Raw genomic sequence first — 23,515 nt, 5'->3', positions numbered from 1 at the left:
GCCGAAGCTCAGTAGCTGTGCTCAGGGCCGGGGAACACGCCGCGACGGACCTCGTCGGCGTACTGCTCGGCGGCCGAACGTAATTCGGAGCCGACGTCGGCGAACCGCTTGACGAACCTCGCGGTCTTGCCGTGGGTGAGGCCCGCCATGTCCTGCCACACGAGGACCTGGGCGTCGGTCTCGTTGCCGGCGCCGATGCCCACGGTCGGGATGGTCAGCTTGCGGGAGATCTGTCCGGCCAACTCGGCGGGCACCATCTCCATCACGACGGCGAAGGCACCGGCCTCCTGGACCGCGATCGCGTCGGCGATGAGCTGGTCGGCGCCGTCGCCGCGACCCTGGACGCGGAAGCCGCCGAGGCCGTTGACGCTCTGCGGGGTGAACCCGATGTGCGCCATGACCGGGATGCCGGCGGCGGTCAGTGCCGCGATCTGGGGGGCGACGCGCTCACCGCCCTCGAGCTTGACCGCATGGGCGCCGGTCTCCTTGAAGATCCGGAAGGCGTTCTCGAGGGCGTGCTGCGGCCCGATCTCGTAGCTGCCGAAGGGCATGTCGGCTACGACGAGGGCGTGGGGCGCACCGCGCACGACCGCGCGGATCAGCGGGATCATCTCGTCGACGCTGACCGGGATGGTGGTGTCGTAGCCGAGGACGACGTTGGCCGCCGAGTCGCCGACGAGCAGCACCGGGATTCCGGCGGCGTCGAAGATCCGGGCTGTCGAGTAGTCGTAGGCGGTGAGCATCGACCACTTCTCGCCCTCGGACTTCATCTGGGCGAGGTGATGGACGCGGGTCACACGACGTTTGGGCGCGTCGGTGGCGGGGGTTGCGGTGGAAGCACCATAGACCGAGGTTTCGGACATCGTCGTCTCTTTTCCTGCCTCGAGTCCCGGCTGGCCAGAAGAGGCGCGGCGGGTACCCGGGTTGAACACGGACAAGCGCCATTGTGTCACCGCGGATTTGTGGTGTAACCGCCGTGAGTTATGCAATTGGTCACACCCCGCTGGGGGTGGGCAGGGACCGTTGTGCAGCGGCCGTCGCGGTCCTTCGGCATCCGGGCTGTTCGGGGGCTTCCCAGCCCTACGGGTTGTTGTCCCAGATGATGGGATGGCGCCGACAAACTCGCTGGACAGCGAGTTGGTCTTGCGCGTGTAACACAGATTTAACAGCCGACTTCTAATGTCGGCGACCATGGATCGCCAAAAGGAATTCGTGCTGCGGACCCTCGAAGAGCGCGACATCCGTTTCGTTCGACTGTGGTTCACCGACGTACTCGGTTATCTGAAGTCCGTGGCGATCGCGCCGGCCGAGCTCGAAGGCGCCTTCGCCGAGGGCATCGGCTTCGACGGCTCGGCCATCGAGGGCTTCTCCCGCGTGTCGGAGGCCGACACGGTCGCCAAGCCCGACCCGTCGACCTTCCAGATCCTGCCGTGGACCACCTCGGCCGGCCGGCACCACTCGGCTCGCATGTTCTGCGACATCGCGATGCCCGACGGGACCCCGAGCTGGGCCGACTCGCGTCACGTGCTGCGTCGCCAACTGAACAAGGCGGCCGACCTCGGCTTCAGCTGCTACGTGCACCCCGAGATCGAGTTCTTTCTTCTCAAGGACGCACCGCTCGACGGGTCGGTGCCGACGCCGGCCGACTCCGGCGGCTACTTCGACCAGGCCGTCCACGACTCCGCTCCCAACTTCCGTCGTCATGCGATCGAGGCGCTGGAGTCGATGGGCATCTCGGTGGAGTTCTCCCACCACGAGGGCGCACCCGGTCAGCAGGAGATCGACCTCCGCTACGCAGACGCCTTGTCGATGGCCGACAACGTGATGACCTTCCGCTACCTCATCAAGGAGGTCGCGATCAACGAGGGCGTGTGGGCCACCTTCATGCCCAAGCCGTACAGCGAGCATCCGGGCTCGGCGATGCACACGCACATGAGCCTGTTCGAGGGCGACATCAACGCCTTCCACAACCCCGACGACCCGATGCAGCTGTCGGCCACCGGCAAGAAGTTCATCGCCGGCATCCTGCACCACGCGTCGGAGATCAGCGCCGTCACCAACCAGTGGGTCAACAGCTACAAGCGCCTGATCCACGGCGGTGAGGCGCCGACCGCTGCGACCTGGGGCGGTGCCAACCGGTCTGCACTCATCCGCCTGCCGCTGTACACGCCCAACAAGGCGTCGTCGCGTCGCATCGAGGTCCGCAGCCCGGACTCGGCCTGCAATCCGTACCTGACCTTCGCCGTCCTGCTCGCCGCCGGCTTGAAGGGCATCGAGGAGGACTACGAACTGCCCGACGAGGCCGAGGACGACGTCTGGGCCCTCACGACCGCCGAGCGCCGGGCGATGGGGTACCAGGAACTGCCCGGCAGCCTCGCGGATGCACTCACGAAGATGGAGAACTCGGAGCTGGTCGCGGAGGCCCTCGGCGAGCACGTGTTCGACTACTTCCTGCGCAACAAGTGGGCCGAGTGGACCGGCTATCGCAGCATGGTCACCCCGTACGAGCTGAAGAACTACCTGCCGCTGTAAGGACCGATCGGCGGTCCGTTCGGGACCTCGATGACGTCTGCGTGCCGGTGCCGCTATTTTTGTGATGTGACACGACGATCGGGCCGCAGCGCGGTACCCAGTGCGGGACGGTTGGGGCTCCTCGACACCACCGCGCCGCAGAATCTCGCCGACCTCGGCTGGAACACGCCCGAATCCGTCGACGTGCTGTGGGCGTTGTCGCGGGCGCCCGACGCCGACCTGGCCCTGCGCACACTGGTCCGCCTCCGCGGGGCCGTCGAGGACGAGTGGTCCGAGATCGACGCGGCGCTGCGCACCGACAAGTCGTTCCGGGGTCGTCTCTTCGGCGTCATCGGGTCCTCCGACGCCCTGGCCGATCACCTCGTCGCGGAGCCGTCGAGCTGGCGACTGCTGCTCGCCGACGCGTTGCCCGACCGGGATGAGGTCGACCGGCGGATGCTCGAATCCGTCGGGGCCGAGGCCGAACCGGGCGAGGTCGAGAAGGGCAACCGTCTCTACCGCGCGAAACTGACCGGACCGAAGTCCGTCGTCGCGCTCCGTATCGCATACCGCAACCTGATCCTGCAGCTCGCCGCACACGACGTCGCCTCCACGGTCGAGGACGAACCGGTGATGTGGCTGCCCGAGGTCGGTGCCTACCTGTCCGACCTCGCCGACGCCGCGCTGACCGCGGCACTGGCGGTCGCCTTCGCCGAGGTGTGCGGCGACGATCCCATCCCGGTCCGGATCGCGGTCATCGCGATGGGCAAATGCGGTGCGCGCGAGCTGAACTACGTGAGCGACGTGGACGTCATCTTCGTCAGCAACCCCGCCGACGGCACCTCCTCGCGCATCGCCGGGGAGATGATGCGGATCGGATCGCTGGCCTTCTTCGAGGTCGACGCCGCGCTGCGGCCGGAGGGCAAGTCCGGCGCGTTGACCCGCACGCTCGAATCCCATGTCGCGTACTACGAACGGTGGGCCAAGACCTGGGAGTTCCAGGCCCTGCTCAAGTCCCGCGCGATGACCGGTGACATGGAACTGGCGAACGAGTACATCGCGGCGGTCAAGCCGATGGTGTGGAAGGCCGCCGAGCGTCCGGACTTCGTGCCCGAGGTGCAGAAGATGCGACGCCGCGTGGAGTCGCTGGTCCCGGAGGGGGAGCGCGAACGCAATCTCAAACTGGGACAGGGAAGTCTGCGCGATGTCGAGTTCGCGGTGCAGTTGCTGCAGATGGTGCACGGCCGCGTCGACGAGAACCTGCGGGTCATGCCGACCGTCGACGCACTGGCGGCGCTGACCGCCGGCGGCTACGTCGGACGCGACGACGGCGCGAATCTCAGCGCGTCGTACCAGTTCCTCAGGCTGCTCGAGCATCGGCTGCAGATGCAGCGGATGAAGCGGACGCACCTGCTCCCGGAGGCCGACGACACCGAGGCTCTGCGCTGGCTCGCGCGGGCGGCCCACATCCGCCGCGAGGGTGAACTCGACGCGACAGGCGTGCTGCGCGAACAGATCCGCCATCAGTCCCTCCGCGTGCGACGCCTGCACCAGAAGCTCTTCTACCGTCCGCTGCTCGAGGCGGTCACCCGCTTCAAGCCCGACGAGCTGACCCTGAGCGACGCGTCGGCCGAGAGGCGCTTGGCCGCACTGGGTTACGCCATGCCCGACCGCGCGCTCAGCCATATCCGGGCGCTGTCGAACGCACCCGGGCGCCGCGGCCAGATCCAGCTGCTCATCCTGCCGCAGCTGCTCGAACACATCGGTGACACGCCGGATCCCGACGCCGGCCTGCTCAACTACCGCCGGTTGTGCGAGGCGCTCGAGGACAAGGACTGGTTCCTCCGTCTACTCCGTGACGACGGAGTCGTGGCCGAACGGCTGATGAAGGTGCTCGGCACCTCGGAGTTCATCGCGAACATGCTGATGCGATCGCCGGAGGTGATCCACCAGTACTCCGACGGGCCCGACGGTCCGAAGCTGTGCGGCATCCGGCCCGAGGATGTGGCCAAGGGTCTCATCGCCTCGACCGTGCGACAACAGGACATGAAACGTGCGGTCGCCGTTGCGCGTTCGCATCGTCGTGCCGAACTGGTCCGCGTGGCGTCGGCAGACGTGCTCGGACTGATGGACGTGCCGGCCGTGTGCGCTGCACTGTCGAGCGTGTGGGCCGCCGTCCTCAACGCCGCACTCACCGTCGCGATCAAGGTCTCCGAACGAGACCGCGGAAAGCCCGCCCCCGCACGCATCGCGGTGATCGGCATGGGGCGGCTCGGGGGCGGCGAACTCGGTTACGGCTCGGACGCCGACGTCCTGTTCGTGTGCCAGCCGAACCGCGACGCCGACGAATCCGAGGCCGTGCGATGGTCGCAGACCGTCGCCGAGACCGTCCGCTCCGCGCTCGGCAGCCCCAGCGCCGACCCGCCGCTCGAGGTCGACACCGGGCTGCGACCGGAGGGACGCAACGGCCCGGTTGTGCGGACGCTGGCCGCGTACTCGGCCTACTACGCGCACTGGGCGCAGGCGTGGGAGGTGCAGGCGCTGCTGCGGGCTCACCAGGTCGCCGGCGACGAGGCCCTGGGTATCGACTTCCTGCACATGATCGATCACGTGCGCTACCCGGCGGGCGGCGTCAGCAACGAGGCGGTCAAGGAGATCCGGCGCATCAAGGCCCGCGTCGACGCCGAGAGGTTGCCGCGCGGGGCCGACCCGGCGACCCACACCAAGCTGGGGCGCGGCGGGCTCGCCGACATCGAGTGGACGGTGCAGCTGCTCCAGCTGCGCTATGCCCACCGCTACCGTAGTCTCCACAACACCTCGACACTCGAGTCGCTCGACGCGATCGGTGCCGCGGAGTTGTTGTCGGAGAACGACGTGGCGCTGCTCAAGAATGCGTGGATCACCGCGACCAAGGCGCGCAACGCCTTGGTGCTGGTGCGGGGGAAGCCGGTCGACCAGTTGCCGGGTCCGGGCAAACAACTGCGCCAGATCGCGTATGCGGCCGGCTGGCCGGAGGACCAGGCGTCGGAGTTCCTGGAGAACTACCTGCGGGTGACGCGCCGGGCGAAGGCCGTGGTGCTCAAGGTCTTCGGCGCATAGGCGCCTGCTGCTGTACGGGGGACAGATGAAGAGATTTCTGTGGGTGTCGGCGTACATCGTCGGCTGGGCGATGCTGGCCGGCGTGGTGCTGGGGGTGTGGCTGCACTTCTATCCCTCGCGCGGGAACGTCGCGCTGTATCTGACGAGCGGGGTGCAGTTCGCGCTCATCCCGGGCCTCGTCGCCATCGCGATCTTCGCCGCGCTGCGTCGCTGGTTCATGCTGGTGATCGCGCTCGCGGTGTCCGGTGCGCTGGCCTACACCCAGGTCCCGCTGGTGATTCCGGCGAGTGCGCCGGCGGGCGAGGAGTTCACCGTCGTCTCGGTGAATCTGCTGTTCGGCGGCGGCGACATCGGCGTCCTGGAGAAGATCGTGGCCGACGCGGACCCCGACATGGTCTCCCTGCAGGAGGTGACCCCGGAAGCGCTGGAACGTCTTCGCGGCAGTGAGATCGCGCGCCTGCTGCCGAACGAGTTCGCGATCCCGTATCCGCAGGCGGCCGGCACCGCGCTGTTCACCAAGCAGGCCTTGTCGGATCAGTTCAACATCCCTGACACCACCCTCCACAACCTGCAGGCGCGCACCGACCTGCCCGGAGCGCCGGGCACGCAGGTCCTGGCCATTCACCCGGCCGCGCCGCTGTGGGGGGACAAGGACGGCTGGTTCCACGACATGGACATCCTCGCCGACCATTTCGCACAGCTGCCGTCGGGCCGGGTGCTCGCCATCGGCGACTACAACTCCACCTGGAACCACGCGACCTACCGGAAACTGCTGAGCAACGGGCTCGTCGACGGCACCGACATGGCGGGTGCGGGTTTCCTGCCGACGTATCCCACCGACAAGCGGATCGGCAACCGTCCGCTCGTCGCCATCGATCGGGTCATCCTGCGCGGATTCGTCGCCACGTCGATGGACAGTCATCACCTGCCCGGTTCCGATCATCGGGCTCTGGTGGTATCACTGGTGGCATCATGAGCGCCAGCATCTCCGATCCCGGCACCCCGGGACCCAGCATTTCCGAACGCCTTCGCGAGGCCACCGCCGCCGCGCACCGCGCCGCCGAGCACGCGCCGTTCATCGACGACCTCATGTCCGGTCGTCTCGACAGCGGTGAGTACCAGAGGCTGGCCGTCCAGCTGTACTTCGTCTACGAGGCCCTCGAAGCGGTCGGGGACCATCTCGCCGACGATCCGATCGCCGGGGCGGTCATCGATGACAAGTTGCGTCGGCTCCCGCGCCTCGGAGCCGATCTCGCGTCGTTCGGGATCGACCCGGCGTCGAGTGCGCCGCTGCCGTCGGTCGCCCGGTACGTCGAAGCCATCGAGGCCACGCGAGACGACCCGGCTCGCTTTGTGGCACACCATTACACGCGATATCTGGGCGACCTGAGCGGAGGACAGGTGGTGGCCCACCGCATGCGTGAGCACTACGGCGTCGATCCATCGGGATTGAGCTTCTACACCTTCGACGGCATCGAGAAACTCAAGCGGTACAAGGACGCCTACCGTGCGCGGCTCGACGCCCTGCCCCTCGACGCGGCTGCCGTGGAACGGCTCGTCGACGAGGCGATCGCCGCCTTCGGCCACAACCAAGCGGTCTTCGGCGATCTCGACGGCGCCAGCGCCGCCTGAGCGGTGGTGCTGAGGGCTTCTAGTTGACCTGGAGCTTGACGGTGCGGTCCAGGACGACCTCGTGGAGGTCGTCGCGGCCCTTGACCAACTCGATGCGCAACTGATTGTCGTCGAGGCGGCTGGTGGTGCGAACCACGCGCGGGGTGCCTTCGAGGCTGATGCGATCCCCGGGGACAAGATCTTCGACATACACATCTCTGGTCATACGACCAAATTAAGGCCGGACCGTGTGGCTTGGCAGAGCAAGAAGTCCCAATTGTGTGACAGATCACATCTACGGCTGTCCAGGCGCTCGCAATAGGCCGTTCACGCGGTCGCGTGTCATCGTCTGCCCTACGTCTGTGTCCCCGAAACACGAGATGGCGTCTCCGGCGCTTCCTCGGGCCGGTGGTGCGCAACCTCGGCGTCGGGGTGGGTGGAACCTCTCGGCGCCGACCGGGCGCAGATCTCGTCCATCTGAGGGGCCTCGGAGGGCACATTGCCCTTGAGCGGTGCTCACGGAGACGAGATCTCTGGCGACGTGACCGGTGCGTCGTCGCCAGAGGCGTGCTCATCAACGACGAACGCCCCGCCCGCGAGAACGCGGACGGGGCGTCGTGCTGAAAGAAGCGACTCAGCAGTCGCAGTGCTCAGCAGTCGTAGTACAGGGAGAACTCGTACGGGTGCGGACGGATCTGCACCGGCTCGATCTCGTTCTCACGCTTGAGCGCGATCCAGGTCTCGATGAGGTCCTCGGTGAAGACGCCACCGGCGGTGAGGTACTCGTGGTCCTCCTCGAGGCGGTCGATGACGGCAGACAGCGAGGTCGGGGCCTGCGGGATCGACTTGGCTTCCTCCGGCGGGAGCTCGTAGAGGTCCTTGTCGACCGGCTCGTGCGGCTCGATCTTGTTCTTGATGCCGTCCAGGCCGGCCATCATCATCGCCGCGAACGCCAGGTACGGGTTGCCCGAGCTGTCCGGGCAACGGAACTCGAGGCGCTTGGCCTTCGGGTTGTTGCCGGTGATCGGAATACGCACACAGGCCGAACGGTTGCGCTGGCTGTAGACCAGGTTGATCGGAGCCTCGTAGCCCGGGACCAGACGCTTGTAGGAGTTGACCGTCGGGTTGGTGAACGCCAGCAGCGACGGCGCGTGGTGCAGGATGCCGCCGATGTAGTAGCGAGCCAGATCCGACAGGCCAGCGTAGCCGGCCTCGTCGTGGAACAGCGGCTTGCCGTCCTTCCACAGCGACTGGTGGGCGTGCATGCCCGAGCCGTTGTCACCGAAGAGCGGCTTCGGCATGAAGGTGACCGACTTGCCGTTCTGCCATGCGGTGTTCTTGATGATGTACTTGAACAGCTGCACGTCATCGGCCGCGTGGAGCAGCGTGTTGAACTTGTAGTTGATCTCCGCCTGGCCCGCGGTACCGACCTCGTGATGGCCGCGCTCGAGCTCGAAGCCCGAGTTCTGCAGGTTGGTCGACATCTCGTCGCGCAGATCGACGTAGTGGTCGTACGGAGCAACCGGGAAGTAACCACCCTTGGGGCGGACCTTGTAGCCCAGGTTGGGGCTGCCGTCCGGATCGCTCGGCGAGGCGGTGTTCCACCAGCCCGACTCCGACTCGATCTCGTAGAAGGTGCCGTTCATCTCCGAACCGAAGGACACCGAATCGAAGATGTAGAACTCGGCTTCGGCACCGAAGAAGCAGGTGTCGGCGATGCCGGTCGAGGCAAGGTAGTCCTCGGCCTTGCGCGCGACGTTACGCGGGTCGCGGCTGTAGGCCTCGCGGGTGAACGGGTCGTGGACGAAGAAGCTGACGTTCATCGTCTTCGCCTTGCGGAACGGGTCGATCCGCGCGGTGGCCGGGTCGGGCAGCAGCATCATGTCCGACTCGTTGATCGACTGGAAGCCGCGCACCGACGAACCGTCGAATGCCAGACCGTCCTCGAACACGTCCTCGTCGAACGCCGAAGCGGGGATCGAGAAGTGCTGCATGACACCGGGCAGGTCGCAGAATCGGATGTCGACGTACTCGACACCTTCCTTCTTGATGCCCTCGAGTAGTTCTTCTTTACTGCTGTACACCGTGCGGTGACTCCTTCGTGATCGGGTGGTCAGTGGTACTGACACGCCACACACATCCGCCGCCGAGAAACAGCAGCGGATCTCAGCGGCAACCGTATGGAGGCGAAGTTGCCCAGGCGTCAAGTCCGTGTTTCCCCCGTGTTACACACCCGGTGTTCTTGGCGACACACGGCTCATACCTCGGAGAACGCACTCGGCGAATCCCACCCTAGCTGTACTGACCCGGGACGTTAGGTACGGGGTTCGGCGAGTCGGCGTGACATAGGGAAGACCTCCGAGTGAGGTGTGGAGCTGTCTAAGAACCGCTCCTCAACCCGGAGGTCTTCATGTCTCACCGTAATTCACCGTTGTCCCCGACTGGCCGGCTGCGTCTGGCTCGGTGTGTTGTCGAGGATGGGTGGCCGCTGCGGCGTGCCGCGGACCGTTTCAATGTCTCGGTGACCACGGCCAAACGGTGGGCCGACCGCTACCGCGACCACGGGCCCGCAGGGATGGTTGACCGCTCAAGCCGGCCCCGCTCATGCCCGCATCGCACCACCCGTCGCCGGGAACGCCGGGTGGTGGGGTTACGCGTGTCGCGCCGTTGGGGACCAGCTCGGATCGGGTTCCACCTGGGGTTGAACGTGTCCACAGTCCACCGCATCCTCACCCGGTACCAGTGTGTGCGGTTGTCGTGGACCGACCCGGCCACCGGAGCACCGGTGCGTGCACGACGACGTGAGGTTCGCCGGTATGAACGCGAAGCTGCCGGGGACTTGATCCACGTCGACATCAAGAAGCTGGGCAGGATCCCCGACGGTGGTGGGCACCGCGTGCACGGCCGCGCCCGAGGCGGCCGCAATTCCAGTGCCCATCGCGATCCGTCCCGGCCCCGCACCGTGCATGGCCGCCCCAACCTGGGATACGCCTACCTGCACCACGCCGTCGATGATCACTCCCGATACGCCTATTCGGAGATCCTCGCTGATGAGAAGAAGGAAACCGCGACCGCGTTCATGACGCGTGCCGTGGCCCACTTTGCCTCGATCGGCGTCACGACCACACGGGTGATGACCGACAACGGGTCCTGTTACCGGTCCAGAATGTTCCGGAAACGATTGGCCGACAACGGGATCAAACACAAATGGACACGACCGTACCGGCCGCAAACCAACGGCAAGGTGGAACGATTCAACCGCACACTGCAAGAGGAATGGGCCTACGCCCGCCCCTACAACAGCGAGACCGAACGCGTGGCCGCCTTCGACGAGTTCCTGCGCATCTACAATCACGAACGCGGCCACACCGCACTCAGAGGCGACTCACCCGCCGACCGCGTACCCAACCTGGCGGGTCAGTACACCTAGCCCGCGGGGGCGACCGGGGAAGACCGAAGGGGTGACGCCCACGACTACGATGGACACCAGTGAACGCCGCGGTCGTCGACGATGACGCCGCGGTTGCGAGAGGAGTCATCACGATGGGACGAGTCACCGGTTCCTGGCTGTCGGGACCGCAGATCGGTCCCGGCGAAGGCGTCGACAATGATTTCCGCGGTCAGGACCTCGGTCTGCCCGCGTGCGGACCCGGGTCGCTGGCCACCGGATGGCCGCGGGTCGCCGGGTTGCTCGTCGACTGGCTGATCGCCGGCGGGCTCGCGATCCTGTTCGTCGGCTTCGATTCGTCGATCCTGGGCACCACGCAGCTCGGCATCTGGTTCGTGATGGGCATCTTCGCGGTGTCACTCTTCGGATTCACCCCCGGCCAGTACGTCCTCGGCATGCGCGTGGCCCGCGTCGACTACGGGCCCGAACGGAACACCGCCGAGGCCACCGGCAAGGAGAGCCCCGCCGCCGTCGGCATCGTGCGCGCCTTCTTCCGGCAGCTGCTGATGGTGTTCCTCGTGCCGGCCCTGATCAACGACTACAACGGTCGCGCTCTGCACGATCGCGCGACCGGGACGGCGATCCTCCGCACCCGCTGAGCCCGCCCCCGCAAACCCACCACTAATGGAGAGATCCACCACCCGATCGGGTGGTGGATCTCTCCATAAAGGGTGGGTTTGCGCAGTTGCTCAGCCGCGACGACGCGCGGTGCGCTGCATGCTCCGCATCTTGGCGTTGCCCGGCAGCGGGCCCTTCGGCATGCCGGGACCGGGAGCCTTGCTGCTGAGTGCGGCGAGACGACCCTCCAGGGTCTCCATGCGCTTGCGGTCGATGTTGCTGGGCAGCTTGTTGAGGTGGCGTTCCAGCTTCGACAGCGGGACCTGATCGTCGTCGTTGCCGACCATGATCTCGTAGATCGGGGTGTCGCCGACGACGCGCGCGGCCTTCTTCTTCTCCTGGTTCAACAGCGTCTTCACGCGAGTCGGGGAGCCCTCGCCGACGAGGATCACGCCCGGCTTGCCGATCACGCGGTGCACGGCGTCGAGGTGCGAGGTACCCGACACGGCCTGGGCCACGCGCCACTGACCGCGCATGTTGCTCAGCGCCCATCCGGCGGCACCGGGCTGGCCCTCGGCCTTGGTGTAGACGTTCTTCTGCACACGACGGCCGAACAGGATGAACGCACCCAGCACGCCCAGCACGACGCCGAGCGGGATGAGCAGCCACGGCGAGCCCAGCAGGAAGCCGAGTGCCGTGAACACCGCGATGGACAGCACGATCACACCCACCATGTAGGGGATGAGTCGCTTGTCTTCCTTGCGCTGCATCTGGAACGCCTGCCACAACTGCTGGCGCCGTTCCTTCGATGCAGCCTTGCGGGCCTGCTTCTTCGCGGCCTTTGCTTCCTTGCTCACGGACTGCGCCTTTGCCATATGGCCAGTTTACGTCCGGTCGTCGGGCGACCTGCCGCATGGTCGGCGGGCGCGGCCACGAATGCGTCAGCGGGCGAGCCGTGCCATCAGGCTCGACGCCTCCTGGCTGGCCGAACCCTCGGCGGCGAGGTGCGCCAGGGCGGGCGAGATCTCGCGGCCGTGGTGAGCCATGGCCTGCGCGTACAGCCGACCGGCCCGGTAGGACGACCGCACCAGCGGACCGGCCATGACCCCGGCGAACCCGACCTCCTGGGCGAACTCGGAGTGGTCGACGAATTCCTCCGGCTTGACCCACCGCTCGACGGGATGGTGTCGCGGCGAGGGACGCAGATACTGGGTGATCGTCAGGATGTCGCAACCGGCCTCGTGCAGGTCGACGATGGCCGACTGCACCTCCTGCGGCGTCTCGCCCATGCCGAGGATCAGGTTCGACTTGGTCACCAGGCCGAAATCCCGGGCGGCGGTGATGACCTCGAGGGACCGTTCGTACCGGAACGCCGGACGGATGCGCTTGAAGATGCGGGGCACCGTCTCGAGGTTGTGCGCCAACACTTCCGGCCGGGCCTCGAAGACCTCCGCCAGCAGGTCGGGCTTGGCGTGGAAATCCGGGATCAGGTTCTCGACGCCGGTGCCCGGGTTGAGCCGGTGGATGGCGCGGACGGTCTCGGCGTAGAGCCAGGCGCCCTCGTCGGGCAGGTCGTCGCGGGCGACGCCGGTGATCGTCGAGTAGCGCAGGCACATGGCCTGCACGCTCTCGGCGACGCGACGCGGCTCGTCGCGGTCGAGTTCGGCGGGCTTGCCGGTGTCGATCTGGCAGAAGTCGCAGCGTCGGGTGCACTGCTCACCGCCGATGAGGAAGGTTGCCTCGCGGTCTTCCCAGCATTCGTAGATGTTGGGGCATCCGGCCTCTTCGCAGACCGTGTGCAGGCCCTCGCGCTTCACGAGTCCCTTGAGTTCGGTGAACTCCGGGCCCATCGTCGCGCGGGTCTTGATCCAGCTGGGCTTGCGCTCGATCGGGGTCTGCGCGTTGCGCACCTCGAGTCGCAGCAGTTTGCGGCCTTCGGGAGCCGGTGAGGGGGGAGCGGTGGTCTTCGGTGCGGTGGCCGAGGCCGGGGGTGTGGCGTCGGGGGCACCGGGTCCGGGGGTGAGAGGGGACGCGGTCACCGGACCGATCCTACGCTCGCGGTCGTGGCGCCTTCGGTTGCCGTCGGGGCGGACTCCCGCGGGTTGTCCATCGCGGCGAGAACCGCGGCCGCGGTGGCGTCGAGGAGGGAGGTCACCGAGATCGGTTGTGGCAGTTCACGGGCCAGCGAGGTGACGCCGGCATCGGCGATCCCGCACGGCACGATGGCCTCGAAGGCGGACATGTCGGGATCGACGTTGAGGGCGAACCCGTGCAGCGCGACCCCGCGCGCCACGCGGATGCCGATCTGACCGAGCTTGCGTTCACCCGCGTCGTCGTCGATCCAGACTCCGGATCGTCCCTCGACGCGCCCGGTGGTGACTCCGAGGTCGGCGCACACGGAGATGAGGGCAGTCTCGAGGCGCCGCACGTATTCGACGACGTCGAGCGGCTCCGCCAGCTTCACGATCGGGTAGCCGACGAGCTGTCCCGGTCCGTGCCAGGTGATGCGCCCACCGCGGTCGACGTCGATGACCGGCGCGCCGTTCGTGGGCCGGTCGGCGTCCTCGGTGCGTTTGCCGGCCGTGTAGGTCGACGGGTGTTCGAGCAGCAGGAGCACGTCGTGGTCGAGCGTGCCGTCGGCGCGCTCGGTCGCCAGACGGTGCTGCATCTCGTAGGCCGCACGGTAGTCGACGATGCCCAGGCGCCGGACCTCGATCGGAGCCGAGTCGGCGCGGACGGAATGCTGGGTCATGTCGCCGGCTTCATCGCGTAGGTCAGGGCCTGGCGGATCTCGGGATGGTTGAACGTGAATCCGTGTTCGGTGAGCACGCGGGGTTCAACGCGTTGACTGAACAGAATCATTTCCTCGGCCATCTCACCACCGACGCGGCGTGCCACGAATTCGGGCACCTGCAGTACCGCGGGACGGTGCACGGCCTTGCCGAGGGCCTTGCAGAACTCGCCGAACGGCAGGGACCCCGGAGCACTCAGGTTGACCGGGCCGGCGATACCGGGGGAGTCGAGGAGGAACTCGATCGCCCTGACCTCGTCGATGAGGCTGATCCAGGAGAAGTACTGCTTGCCGTTGCCGATCGGACCGCCCAACCCGAGCTTGAACAGCGGCCGCAACTTGCCGAGCAGACCACCCTGCGCACTGAGGACCGGCGCGGTCCGCAGCAGGACGACCCGGGTGTCGGGGCCCGCGTTGGCGGTGGCGGCGCGCTCCCAGTCGACGACCAGCTCGGCGAGGAATCCCTCACCGGGACCATCGGTTTCGACCGCAGCCCGGGTCCCGGTGTCACCGTAGAAACCGGTGGCGCTGGCGCTGATGAACGTCGGGATGCCCAGGTCGCGCACGGCCTCGGCGAGTACTTCGGTCGGCGTGATACGGGAGTTGCGCAACTCCTGCTTGAACCGCCCGGTCCATCGACCGTTACCGACGCCGACCCCGCCGAGCGAGACCACCGCGTCGACGCCGTCGAGACTCTCGGCGGGCATCCCGATGGTCTCGGGATCCCAACTGAACTCGTCATCGGCGAGTGCCTCGCGGCGGACCAGACGGATGACCGTGTGGCCCGCCGCGCGCAGCGAGTTGACCAGGGCATTTCCGATGAGCCCCTGTGAACCTGCGACGGCTATGCGCATCGATCGCCTCGACGTCGTCTCGTCGTGTACCTAGAGACCGAGGTCCGCGGCGAACGAGGCCTCTTCGAGGCGCTTCTTCACCGTGGTGAGGAAACGGCCCGCGTCGGCGCCGTCGATGAGACGGTGATCGTAGGTCAGCGGCAGGTACGACATCGACCGCACCGCGATCGACTCCGAGCCGTCCTCCCCGGTGATGACGACCGGACGCTTGACGATCGCGCCGGTGCCCAGCATCGCCGCCTGCGGCGGGACCAGGATCGGGGTGTCGAACAGGGCGCCTTGGCTGCCGATGTTGGTGATGGTGAAGGTGCCGCCGGCGAGCTCGTCGGGCTTGAGGCCGTTGGAGCGTGCACGGGCCGCGATGTCGGCGATGGCGCGGGCGAGACCGGCCACCGACAGGTCATCGGCGTTGTGGATGACCGGCGACAGCAGACCCTGCGGGGTGTCTACGGCGATGCCGAGGTGCACCTTGTCGTAGTAGGTGATCTCCTTGGCGTCCTCGTCGATCGACGCGTTGACGTTCGGGTGGACCTTCAGCGCCTCGACGACGGCCTTGGCGATGAACGGCAGGAAGGTGAGGTTGACACCCTCGGATGCCTTGAAGTTGTCCTTGGCCGCCTTGCGCAGGCCGACGATCTTGCTCATGTCGACCTCGAAGACCTGAGTGAGCTGAGCGCTCTGCTGCAGCGACTCGCGGGTCTTCTTGGCGGTGATCCGACGGATGCGGTTGATCTTCTGGGTGGTCCCGCGCAGCTCGGCGAGCTCGGGTCGGATCTCCGGCGATGCCGACGGCGCAGCCGAGGCGGCGGCCGGCTCGGCCTTCTTCTCCGGCGCGGCGGCCGGCTTCTTGGCGGCCTCGGCGGCGGCCAGCACGTCCTGCTTGCGGATGCGGCCACCGACCCCGGTGCCCTTGATCGAGTTCAGGTCGATGTTGTTCTCCGCGGCCAGCTTGCGCACCAGCGGGGTCACGTACGGGGTCGACTCGACGGTCGGCGGGGTCGACTTCGCGGGGGCCTCTGCCTTGGGCTCTTCCTTCGGCTCTGCCTTGGGTTCTTCCTTCGCCTCCGACTTGGCCTCGGGCTCCGGCTCCGGTTCGGGTTCGGGTTCCGGCTCGGGCTCCTTCTTCGCCGGGGCCGCCGAGGCGTCACCGATGACGGCCAGCTTGCCGCCGACCTCGACGACGTCGTCCTCCTGGGCGAGGATCTCGAGCAGGGTGCCGGCAACCGGGGAGGGGATCTCGGTGTCGACCTTGTCGGTGGAGACCTCCAGCAGTGGTTCGTCGGCGGCGACCTCGTCACCGACGGCCTTCAGCCAGTTGGTCACCGTGCCCTCGGTGACGGACTCGCCGAGTTCGGGCATCAGCACGTCGGTGCCCTCGGTCGAACCCGAACCGGTGTCGGCGGTGGGCTTCTCGGCCGGCGCCTCTTCTTCGGTGGAGGGCTCCTCGGCGGCCTGCTCGGGCTCGGGCTCGGGGGCAGCGTCGGTGGGCTCGTCGCCCCCTGCGGAATCGTCGGAACCGGAGTCGCCGGAGCCGGCCTCGTCGGCGTCGCCGATCAGTGCGAGTTCACCACCGACCTCGACGACGTCGTCCTCCTGGGCGATGATCTTCGTCAGCACGCCCGCGGTCGGAGCCGGGATCTCGGTGTCGACCTTGTCGGTCGACACCTCCAGCAAGGGCTCGTCGGCCTCGACGGTGTCGCCTTCCTCCTTCAGCCACCGGGTGACTGTCCCCTCGGTGACACTTTCACCAAGGGCGGGCATCTGGACGGAGAAGGCCATCGTTGTGAACTCCTGAACTCGACGTGGTGGTCTGTAGATGTGGCCCGTCGGTGTGTGCTCCGTGGGCACGGGGGTGGGAAGCGGTCAGGGGACCGCCGAGATGAGGGGCGGGTCAGCCACTCATCCCCGCGGATCACCCTACCCGTACGCCGCGTCGCCGACTGGATTCGGCTCGTACTCGGCGGTAACGATTCTCAAGCGTGGGATGCCGGTCATGTCAGCCGTTGGCCGCGATGTCCTCGAGTACGGCGGCGATGGTCCGGACGGGTACGCCCGTGCCGCCCTTGGTGGTGTAGCCCCACGGGCTGCCGGTGTTGAACGCCGGTCCCGCGATGTCGATGTGGGCCCACTGGACATCCTCCGGCACGAACTCCTTGAGGAAGATGCCCGCGGCGAGCATCCCGCCCCAGCGGTGCGGGGTGATGTTGGCCAGATCGGCGACACGGGATTTGAGGTCGGCACGCAGTTCGGCGGGCAACGGCATCGCCCAGGCGTTCTCGCCGACCTCGGCCGACCGTGCGGCCACCCGATCGCGGAACTCGTCGGTGCCCATGACGCCCGGGGTGCGGGTGCCGAGCGCGACCATCTGCGCCCCGGTCAGCGTCGCGGTGTCGATGAGGTAATCGGGGTCGTCCTCGGCCGCGCGCACGATCGCGTCGGCCAGGATCAGCCGGCCCTCGGCGTCGGTGTTGAGGACCTCGACCGTGCGACCGCCGTACTGGGTCAGCACGTCACCGGGACGCTGGGCGGTGGCCGACGGCATGTTCTCGGCCATCGGCACGGTCGCGGTGACCGAGACGTCGAGGTCGAGGCGGGCGGCCAGGATGGTGGCGGCGATGACCGCGGCGGCCCCGCCCATGTCCGAGGTCATCTGGTCCATGTTCGCGGCGGGCTTGATGGAGATGCCGCCGGTGTCGAAGGTGATGCCCTTGCCGACGAGGGCGACCTTCTTGGCCGGCTTCTTGCCGGTGTGGGTCAGCCGCACCAGGCGCGGAAGGCGCGCGGAGCCCTTGCCGACACCGATGATCCCGCCGTAACCCTGCGCCTCGAGTTCCTTGTCGTCGAGGATCTCAACCTTCAGGCCGGCTTTGCTGCCGAGGGTGCGGGCGCGGGCCGCGAACTCCTCGGGGAAGAGGTGGCTGGGCGGGGTGTTGACGAAGTCGCGGGCGATGGCCACGGAGTCGGCGACCGCGATCGCGCGGTCGAGCTCCGCCCTGGCCTCCTTGGACTTCGACTCGACCAGCAATGTGATGCGTTGCGGCGGAGTCTTCTTCGGCTTCGACGACTCGGAGCGGAACTCGTCGAACCGGTAGGCGCCGAGGAACAGGCCTTCGGCGGCGGCGGCGAGGTCCACCGACGACAGGGTGGTCGCGACCGACTCGAGGCCGTCGAGTTCGCGGGCGACGATGCCCGCGGCCTGACGGACCTGGTCGGCGTCGTCGAGATCGTCGGCGTCCCCGAGACCGACCGCGACGACGAGGTCGACCGGCAGCGACTCGGGTGCCGCCAGGCGGGTCACCTCGCCGTGCGAACCGGTGGCCCCGAGTGCGGTCAGGGCCGCGGTGATCGCGACTGCCTGCGCGTCGTCGAGGACGCCGTCACCGATGGCGAGCGTCGGTTCGGCGGTGGACTCCTCCTTGCCGCCGGCCTTCTCGTCGCCCTCCGGCGCACTGATCAGGCCGATGACCAGGGCGGTGTCGCCCTTGCCGATCGAGGTGGACAGGTCGAATTCGGGGCCGCGCACGCGGTCGACGGTGTCGTTCTTGCTCACCCGCTCAACTCTGCCACAGCGCGCCGCATGTCGGCGGCGACCGCGGGACCGCTCCGGTCGGCGTGCGTGGCCCGATAGCGTATGGCCCATGAGTGAACTCCTCGCCGGACCCATCGCCGACCGTCATGCCGCACTCGGTGCGAGTTTCGCCGAGTTCGGCGGCTGGAACATGCCGGTGTCCTACGCGGGCACCGTCGCCGAACACACCGCGGTGCGTGAGGCCGTGGCGATCTTCGACGTCAGCCATCTCGGCAAGGCGCTGGTGGCGGGACCCGGCGCCGCCGAGTTCGTGAACTCCACCCTCACCAACGATCTCGGCAAGATCGTTCCCGGCAAGGCGCAGTACACGTTGTGCTGCAACTCCTCCGGTGGCGTCGTCGACGACCTGATCGCCTACCTCGTGAGCGACGACGAGGTGTTCCTGGTCCCCAACGCCGCGAACACTGCGGCCGTCGTGGCACAGATGTCCGCCGTTGCGCCCGAACAGATCTCGATCACCGACCAGCACCGCGACCTCGCGGTGTTCGCGGTGCAGGGTCCGCGCTCGCCGGAGGTCCTCACCGCACTGGGCCTGCCCGCCGACATGGAGTACATGGCCTTCGTCGACGCCGAGCTGTCGACGGCGGACGGGAACAAGCCGGTCCGCGTGTGCCGCACCGGGTACACCGGGGAACGCGGTTACGAGCTACTGCCGCGGTGGGACGACGCCGGCGCCGTCTTCGACGTGTTGCTCGAGGCGATCACCGAGGCCGGTGGACAGCCCGCCGGCCTCGGTGCCCGTGACACCCTGCGCACCGAGATGGGTTACGCCCTCCACGGTCACGAACTGAGCCCGGAGATCACCCCGGTGCAGGCGCGTTCGAGCTGGGCGGTCGGCTGGGACAAGCCGTCGTTCTTCGGGCGCGATGCCCTGGTCGCCGAGAAGGAGGCCGGCCCGGCGCGTCGGCTCTACGGACTCAAGGCCACCGGCCGCGGCGTGCCGCGCGCCGACTGCGCGGTCCGGTTGGGGGACAACGCGATCGGCGTGTGCACGTCCGGGACGTTCTCGCCGACCCTCAAGCAGGGCATCGCGCTGGCCTTGCTGGACACCGCGTCGGGCGTCGCCAAGGGCGATCAGGTGATCGTCGACGTGCGGGGGCGTGATCTCACGTGCGAGGTCGTCATCCCGCCGTTCGTGCCCTCCCACGTGTGACCCCGGCGGTGTGACGCTGCTCCGTGGGCCGTCTCACGCCTCGCGGACGGGCTCGATAATGCTTTTGCGGCCAGCGGTACCATGGGCCGCATGACCTTGGAGTTCAACCGTACCGAGCATCCCCATCCGGTGTCGGACAGCCGTCGCGCGGAGATCCTCTCCGCCCCGGGATTCGGCCGCTACTTCACCGACAACATGGTGATGGTCGACTACGACGCGGACAAGGGCTGGCACAACGCGCAGGTACGTCCGTACGGTCCGATCGCGCTCGATCCCTCGGCGATGGTCCTGCACTACGGTCAAGAGGTCTTCGAGGGTCTCAAGGCCTACCGGCAGCCCGACGGTTCGATCGCCGCGTTCCGCCCGGAGGCCAACGCGGCGCGACTGCAGCTCAGCGCCGAGCGTCTGGCGATGCCGGCGCTGCCCGTCGAGGACTTCATCGCCTCGCTCGAGGCGCTGCTCGCCGCCGACCACGAGTGGGTTCCCCCGTCAGGTGGCGAGGAGGCGCTCTACCTGCGTCCGTTCATGTTCGCCTCGCAGGCAGGCCTGGGTGTCAACGCGCCCTCGTCGCAGTACATCTACTCCGTCATCGCCTCGCCGGCCGGTGCGTACTTCTCGGGCGGCATCAAGCCCGTCAGCGTGTGGCTGTCCGCCGAATACGTGCGCGCAGCTCCCGGTGGCACCGGCTTCGCCAAGTGCGGCGGCAACTACGCCGCGGCCTTCCTCGCGCAGCGTCAGGCCTCCGAGCAGGGCTGCGATCAGGTCGTCTGGCTCGACGCCATCGAGCGCCGCTACATCGAGGAGATGGGCGGAATGAACCTGTTCTTCGTGTTCGGCTCCGGTGCCGATGCACGCCTCGTGACCCCGGAACTGTCGGGTTCGCTGCTGCCGGGCATCACCCGGTCGTCGCTGCTGACGCTGGCCACCGACGCCGGCTTCGCGGTCGAGGAGCGCAAGATCACCACCGAGGAACTCCGCAAGGGCGTCGCCTCGGGTGACATCACCGAGGTCTTCGCCTGTGGCACCGCCGCGGTGATCACCCCGGTGGGCCGCGTCAAGGGCGTGGGCGAGGACTACACGATCAACAACGGTGAGACCGGTGAGGTCACCCAGGCCCTGCGCGACACCCTCACGGGTATCCAGCGTGGCACCTTCGCCGACACCCACGGGTGGATGACGGAGTTGTACCGGGCCTGAGTCCCAGGGATCTCCTGCGGCACAGACATTCTGGCGTCACGATCGGCGGATCGTGGCGCCAGAACTGTTGTGTGCGGGTCTAGACGAGCAGACCGACCACGGCGAGCGCGACACCGAGTTCGATGGTCGCGCCCAGGACGTCGCCGTTCAGTCCGCCCATGCGACGCGCACAGTGCCGGGTGAAAACCCATGCGAACACCACGATCACGAGGACGACGACGAGTCCCTGCACCACCGCGACGAGGTCGAGGTCGATGCCGGACCCGTTGTCGCGCAGTCCGATCGGGATCGTCGCCACCGCGGCGACCAGACACCACACCGGGATCGAGAGCCGCTGGGTGCCGGCGACGAGGGCGCCGAAACCGTTCGGATGAGCGGGCGAGATCGACGTCCGGGTGCCGACGACTGCCCCGAGTCGGCCCAGCGCGACCGCGAAAGCGATTTCATACCAGCGGGATTCGCCCACGAGGCCGGTGAATCCGGCGGTCTGCAGACCCAGTGTGAGGACGAGGGTCGCCACCCCGAACGGGCCGACGGTCCCGCTCCGCATCACTTCGGCGACGCGCTCCGGCGGTCCGTAACACCCGAGCCCGTCGGCGGTGTCGGCCAGGCCGTCGAGGTGCATTCCCCGGGTGAGCGCCGATGTCAGGACGACGACGAGGATGCCGGTGAGCGTGGCCGGGAGGGCGGTGAACGACAGTCCGGCGGCCAGGGCAGCCGCCGCGGCACCCACCACGATGCCGACGACGGGGAGTGCGGCCATCACCGCACCGCCCAGCGCGCGATCCGGCGTCTCGTCCGGGTCGGTGTCCGTGCCGACGGGAAGGACGGTCATCCAGCACAGCGCGGTCCGGACCGCCCGAGACGGCGAGATCAACGGTGAACCGGCCGTGTCATGCGTTCAGGTCGACGCCGTGTCATGCGGTCAGGATGACTCGGGGGCGGGTTCGGGTACGGCTGAGTCGTCGCGGTCGGTCACCCCGGCTTCGGCGAAGGTCGCCATCGAGATGAGGATGTCGGCGGCCGACTGAACGACCGGCAACGCCAGGACCGCACCGCTGCCCTCACCGAGTCGCATCGAGAGGTCGAGGACCGGCTCGAGGTCGAGATGGTCGAGCGCGATCCGGTGTGCGGGCTCGACCGAGCGATGTCCGGCGATCCACCAGCGCATGGCGCCGGGCGCGAGTTCGTTGGCGACCATCGCGGCCGCGGTGATCACGACGCCGTCGAGGATCACCGGCGTGCGACGGAGTGCGGCCTGGGCAAGGAATCCCGCGGTGGCCGTCAGGTCCGCGCCGCCGACCGCGGCGAGCAGGGCGAGCGGGTCGTGGACCACCTTGCGGGCGCGGCGCATGCCGTCCCGGATCGCGGCGGTTTTCCGCATCCAGCCATGGTCGTCGACACCCGTTCCGCGCCCGACGATCTCGACCGGCTCGCGGCGGGTGAGCGCACCGATGAGGACGGTCGCCGGGGTGGTGTTTCCGATCCCCATCTCGCCGGCGATCAGCAGGTCGCTACCCGAGTCGATGAGCCGATCGGCGATGGCCCGACCGGCGGCCAGCGCGGCGCGGGCCTCGGCGAGGGTGATCGCGTCGGTGGTACGCAGGTCCTCGCTGCTGCGACGGACCTTGAACGTCGACAGGTGGGGAGCGGTGTCGGCGTCGACGGACATGTCGACGACCGTCACCGAGGCGCCGACACGTGCGGCCATCACGTTGACCGCGGCGCCGCCGGCGGAGATGTTCGCGACCATCTGCGCGGTCACCTCGGGCGGGAACGCCGAGACGCCGCCGCGGGCGACGCCGTGGTCGCCGGCGAAGACGACGACGCTCGGCGACGTGATCGGTGCGGGTGGGCACTGGCCCTGGCACGCCGAGATCCAGACGCCGATCTCCTCGAGGCGTCCCAGTGAACCCGGCGGCTTGGTGAGCGTCGCCTGGCGCTCGCGGGCCTCGAAGGCGATCGCCTCGCTCGGCGGGGTGACCGGTTCGAAGACCTCGGCGTCGGTGGGATCGGGGAGCTCGCCGGCGGTCGTGACGGGGGTGGGCTCGACAACGTGTCCGTGCGTGACGGGGGCTGGTGTGACCACCGGAGCAGTCATGGCGTGGTGGGGGGCCGGTGCGGTTGCCGCCACCGTTGCGCCGGAGGTGTCGTCGGCGACCGCGTCGCGCGGTAGGTCGAGCACCCGGCCCGCCACGACGAGCGACACCCGGTCGCACGCCTGAGCCACCGCGGAGTTGAGTGTGCCCAGCAGATCCTGGAACAGCCGGCCGGCCGGGGTCGGGGGAACCAGGGAGAGCCCCACCTCGGAACTGATCAGCACCACGTCGGCGTTCATCGTCTGCAGCGCGTCGCAGAGGTCCGCCACGTCGGCGTCGAGATCGATCTCCGAACCCGAGTCCCAGCCGTCGACGGCGTCGATCCGGGCGGTGAGCCAGCTCCCGAGGTCGTCGACGAGTGCCGGGATGTCCGGTGCCGCGCGCAAGGCGTCGGCGAGCTCGGTGGTCTCGATGGTCGTGTAGCGATCATCGCGACGCTGCCGGTGGGTGTTGACCCGCGCCGTCCACTCGGCGTCCGACGTCGTGACCGGGCCGGTGGCCAGGTACCGGATCTGCCGATGCGCGCGGAGCAGCGACTCGCCGTATGCGGATTTTCCCGAACGCACACCACCCAGGACGAGTGTGCGCGTAGCGCGATCGGCCAT

Annotated in this window: 19 protein-coding genes; 8 read left to right on the top strand and 11 right to left on the bottom strand. The window is 68.1% G+C overall.

Going from position 1 to position 23,515, the window contains the following annotated elements; translation table 11 throughout:
- Nucleotides 1–8: 8 nt before the first annotated feature.
- Nucleotides 9–863 (bottom strand): 3-methyl-2-oxobutanoate hydroxymethyltransferase, encoded by an 855-nt coding sequence (gene panB, locus GAA2_RS15350; protein WP_006434930.1) that lies wholly within the window; start codon nt 861–863, stop codon nt 9–11.
- Between the two features lie 328 nt (nt 864–1,191).
- Here panB and glnA (GAA2_RS15345) point away from each other — a divergent pair, with 328 nt between their 5' ends.
- From glnA (GAA2_RS15345) to GAA2_RS15330, 4 genes are read left to right on the top strand one after another with little or no spacing between them, the layout of a single operon-like run.
- Entirely contained in the window at nt 1,192–2,532 is a 1,341-nt protein-coding gene (gene glnA / locus GAA2_RS15345; protein WP_191834449.1) for a type I glutamate--ammonia ligase, read from the top strand.
- A 30-nt stretch (nt 2,533–2,562) separates the two neighbouring features.
- Nucleotides 2,563–5,610, top strand: a complete 3,048-nt coding sequence (locus GAA2_RS15340) for a bifunctional [glutamine synthetase] adenylyltransferase/[glutamine synthetase]-adenylyl-L-tyrosine phosphorylase (protein WP_191834448.1) — start codon at nt 2,563–2,565, stop codon at nt 5,608–5,610.
- Nucleotides 5,611–5,635: 25 nt separating this feature from the next.
- On the top strand, nt 5,636–6,586 hold the full coding sequence (locus GAA2_RS15335) for an endonuclease/exonuclease/phosphatase family protein (protein ID WP_191834447.1): 951 nt from the start codon (nt 5,636–5,638) through the stop codon (nt 6,584–6,586).
- Complete coding sequence (locus tag GAA2_RS15330; RefSeq protein WP_191834446.1) at nt 6,583–7,242, top strand: heme oxygenase (biliverdin-producing); 660 nt, start codon at nt 6,583–6,585, stop codon at nt 7,240–7,242. Before GAA2_RS15335 ends, GAA2_RS15330 begins: the two co-directional genes overlap by 4 nt.
- Before the next feature lie 19 nt (nt 7,243–7,261).
- Here the strand turns inward: GAA2_RS15330 and GAA2_RS15325 are convergent, their stop codons facing one another.
- The gene (locus GAA2_RS15325; protein WP_006434935.1) at nt 7,262–7,447 is read right to left on the bottom strand and encodes a hypothetical protein; all 186 of its coding nucleotides are present in this window, start codon (nt 7,445–7,447) and stop codon (nt 7,262–7,264) included.
- A 424-nt stretch (nt 7,448–7,871) separates the two neighbouring features.
- Nucleotides 7,872–9,305 (bottom strand): type I glutamate--ammonia ligase, encoded by a 1,434-nt coding sequence (gene glnA / locus GAA2_RS15320; RefSeq protein WP_006434936.1) that lies wholly within the window; start codon nt 9,303–9,305, stop codon nt 7,872–7,874.
- Nucleotides 9,306–9,631: 326 nt separating this feature from the next.
- Between glnA (GAA2_RS15320) and GAA2_RS15315 the strand changes: the two genes are divergently transcribed.
- Nucleotides 9,632–10,651 carry an IS481 family transposase gene (locus tag GAA2_RS15315; RefSeq protein ID WP_191834445.1) on the top strand — a complete coding sequence of 340 codons (1,020 nt, stop codon included), beginning with the start codon at nt 9,632–9,634 and terminating at the stop codon, nt 10,649–10,651.
- 113 nt (nt 10,652–10,764) lie between these two features.
- Complete coding sequence (locus tag GAA2_RS15310) at nt 10,765–11,268, top strand: RDD family protein (RefSeq protein WP_006434937.1); 504 nt, start codon at nt 10,765–10,767, stop codon at nt 11,266–11,268.
- A 90-nt stretch (nt 11,269–11,358) separates the two neighbouring features.
- On the opposite strand, the gene GAA2_RS15305 is transcribed toward GAA2_RS15310, so the two are convergent.
- The 6 genes from GAA2_RS15305 to GAA2_RS15280 form a co-directional block, all read right to left on the bottom strand.
- Entirely contained in the window at nt 11,359–12,102 is a 744-nt protein-coding gene (locus tag GAA2_RS15305) for a DUF4191 domain-containing protein (RefSeq protein WP_191834444.1), read from the bottom strand.
- Nucleotides 12,103–12,168: 66 nt separating this feature from the next.
- The gene (gene lipA / locus GAA2_RS15300) at nt 12,169–13,266 is read right to left on the bottom strand and encodes a lipoyl synthase (protein WP_191834443.1); all 1,098 of its coding nucleotides are present in this window, start codon (nt 13,264–13,266) and stop codon (nt 12,169–12,171) included.
- On the bottom strand, nt 13,263–13,979 hold the full coding sequence (gene lipB / locus GAA2_RS15295; RefSeq protein ID WP_191834442.1) for a lipoyl(octanoyl) transferase LipB: 717 nt from the start codon (nt 13,977–13,979) through the stop codon (nt 13,263–13,265). The genes lipA and lipB overlap by 4 nt, the downstream gene beginning before the upstream one ends.
- Nucleotides 13,976–14,872, bottom strand: coding sequence for a TIGR01777 family oxidoreductase (locus GAA2_RS15290; protein ID WP_006434941.1), 897 nt, complete (start codon nt 14,870–14,872; stop codon nt 13,976–13,978). Before GAA2_RS15290 ends, lipB begins: the two co-directional genes overlap by 4 nt.
- Nucleotides 14,873–14,902: 30 nt before the next feature.
- Nucleotides 14,903–16,651, bottom strand: coding sequence for a 2-oxoglutarate dehydrogenase, E2 component, dihydrolipoamide succinyltransferase (sucB, locus tag GAA2_RS15285; RefSeq protein ID WP_191834441.1), 1,749 nt, complete (start codon nt 16,649–16,651; stop codon nt 14,903–14,905).
- Nucleotides 16,652–16,868: 217 nt separating this feature from the next.
- On the bottom strand, nt 16,869–18,422 hold the full coding sequence (locus GAA2_RS15280; RefSeq protein ID WP_006434943.1) for a leucyl aminopeptidase: 1,554 nt from the start codon (nt 18,420–18,422) through the stop codon (nt 16,869–16,871).
- Nucleotides 18,423–18,510: 88 nt separating this feature from the next.
- Here GAA2_RS15280 and gcvT point away from each other — a divergent pair, with 88 nt between their 5' ends.
- Both gcvT and GAA2_RS15270 read left to right on the top strand, forming a co-directional pair.
- Nucleotides 18,511–19,614, top strand: a complete 1,104-nt coding sequence (gene gcvT, locus GAA2_RS15275; protein WP_006434944.1) for a glycine cleavage system aminomethyltransferase GcvT — start codon at nt 18,511–18,513, stop codon at nt 19,612–19,614.
- Nucleotides 19,615–19,704: 90 nt separating this feature from the next.
- Nucleotides 19,705–20,811, top strand: a complete 1,107-nt coding sequence (locus GAA2_RS15270; protein WP_024500421.1) for a branched-chain amino acid aminotransferase — start codon at nt 19,705–19,707, stop codon at nt 20,809–20,811.
- A 79-nt stretch (nt 20,812–20,890) separates the two neighbouring features.
- Here the strand turns inward: GAA2_RS15270 and GAA2_RS15265 are convergent, their stop codons facing one another.
- Entirely contained in the window at nt 20,891–21,688 is a 798-nt protein-coding gene (locus GAA2_RS15265; protein WP_006434946.1) for an adenosylcobinamide-GDP ribazoletransferase, read from the bottom strand.
- Nucleotides 21,689–21,736: 48 nt separating this feature from the next.
- Nucleotides 21,737–23,515, bottom strand: a complete 1,779-nt coding sequence (gene cobT, locus GAA2_RS15260; protein WP_006434947.1) for a nicotinate-nucleotide--dimethylbenzimidazole phosphoribosyltransferase — start codon at nt 23,513–23,515, stop codon at nt 21,737–21,739.

Origin of the sequence: Gordonia ajococcus, assembly GCF_012974285.1 — a bacterium.
Classification (GTDB): domain Bacteria; phylum Actinomycetota; class Actinomycetes; order Mycobacteriales; family Mycobacteriaceae; genus Gordonia; species Gordonia amicalis.
This window is presented reverse-complemented; position numbering and strand designations above follow the sequence as displayed.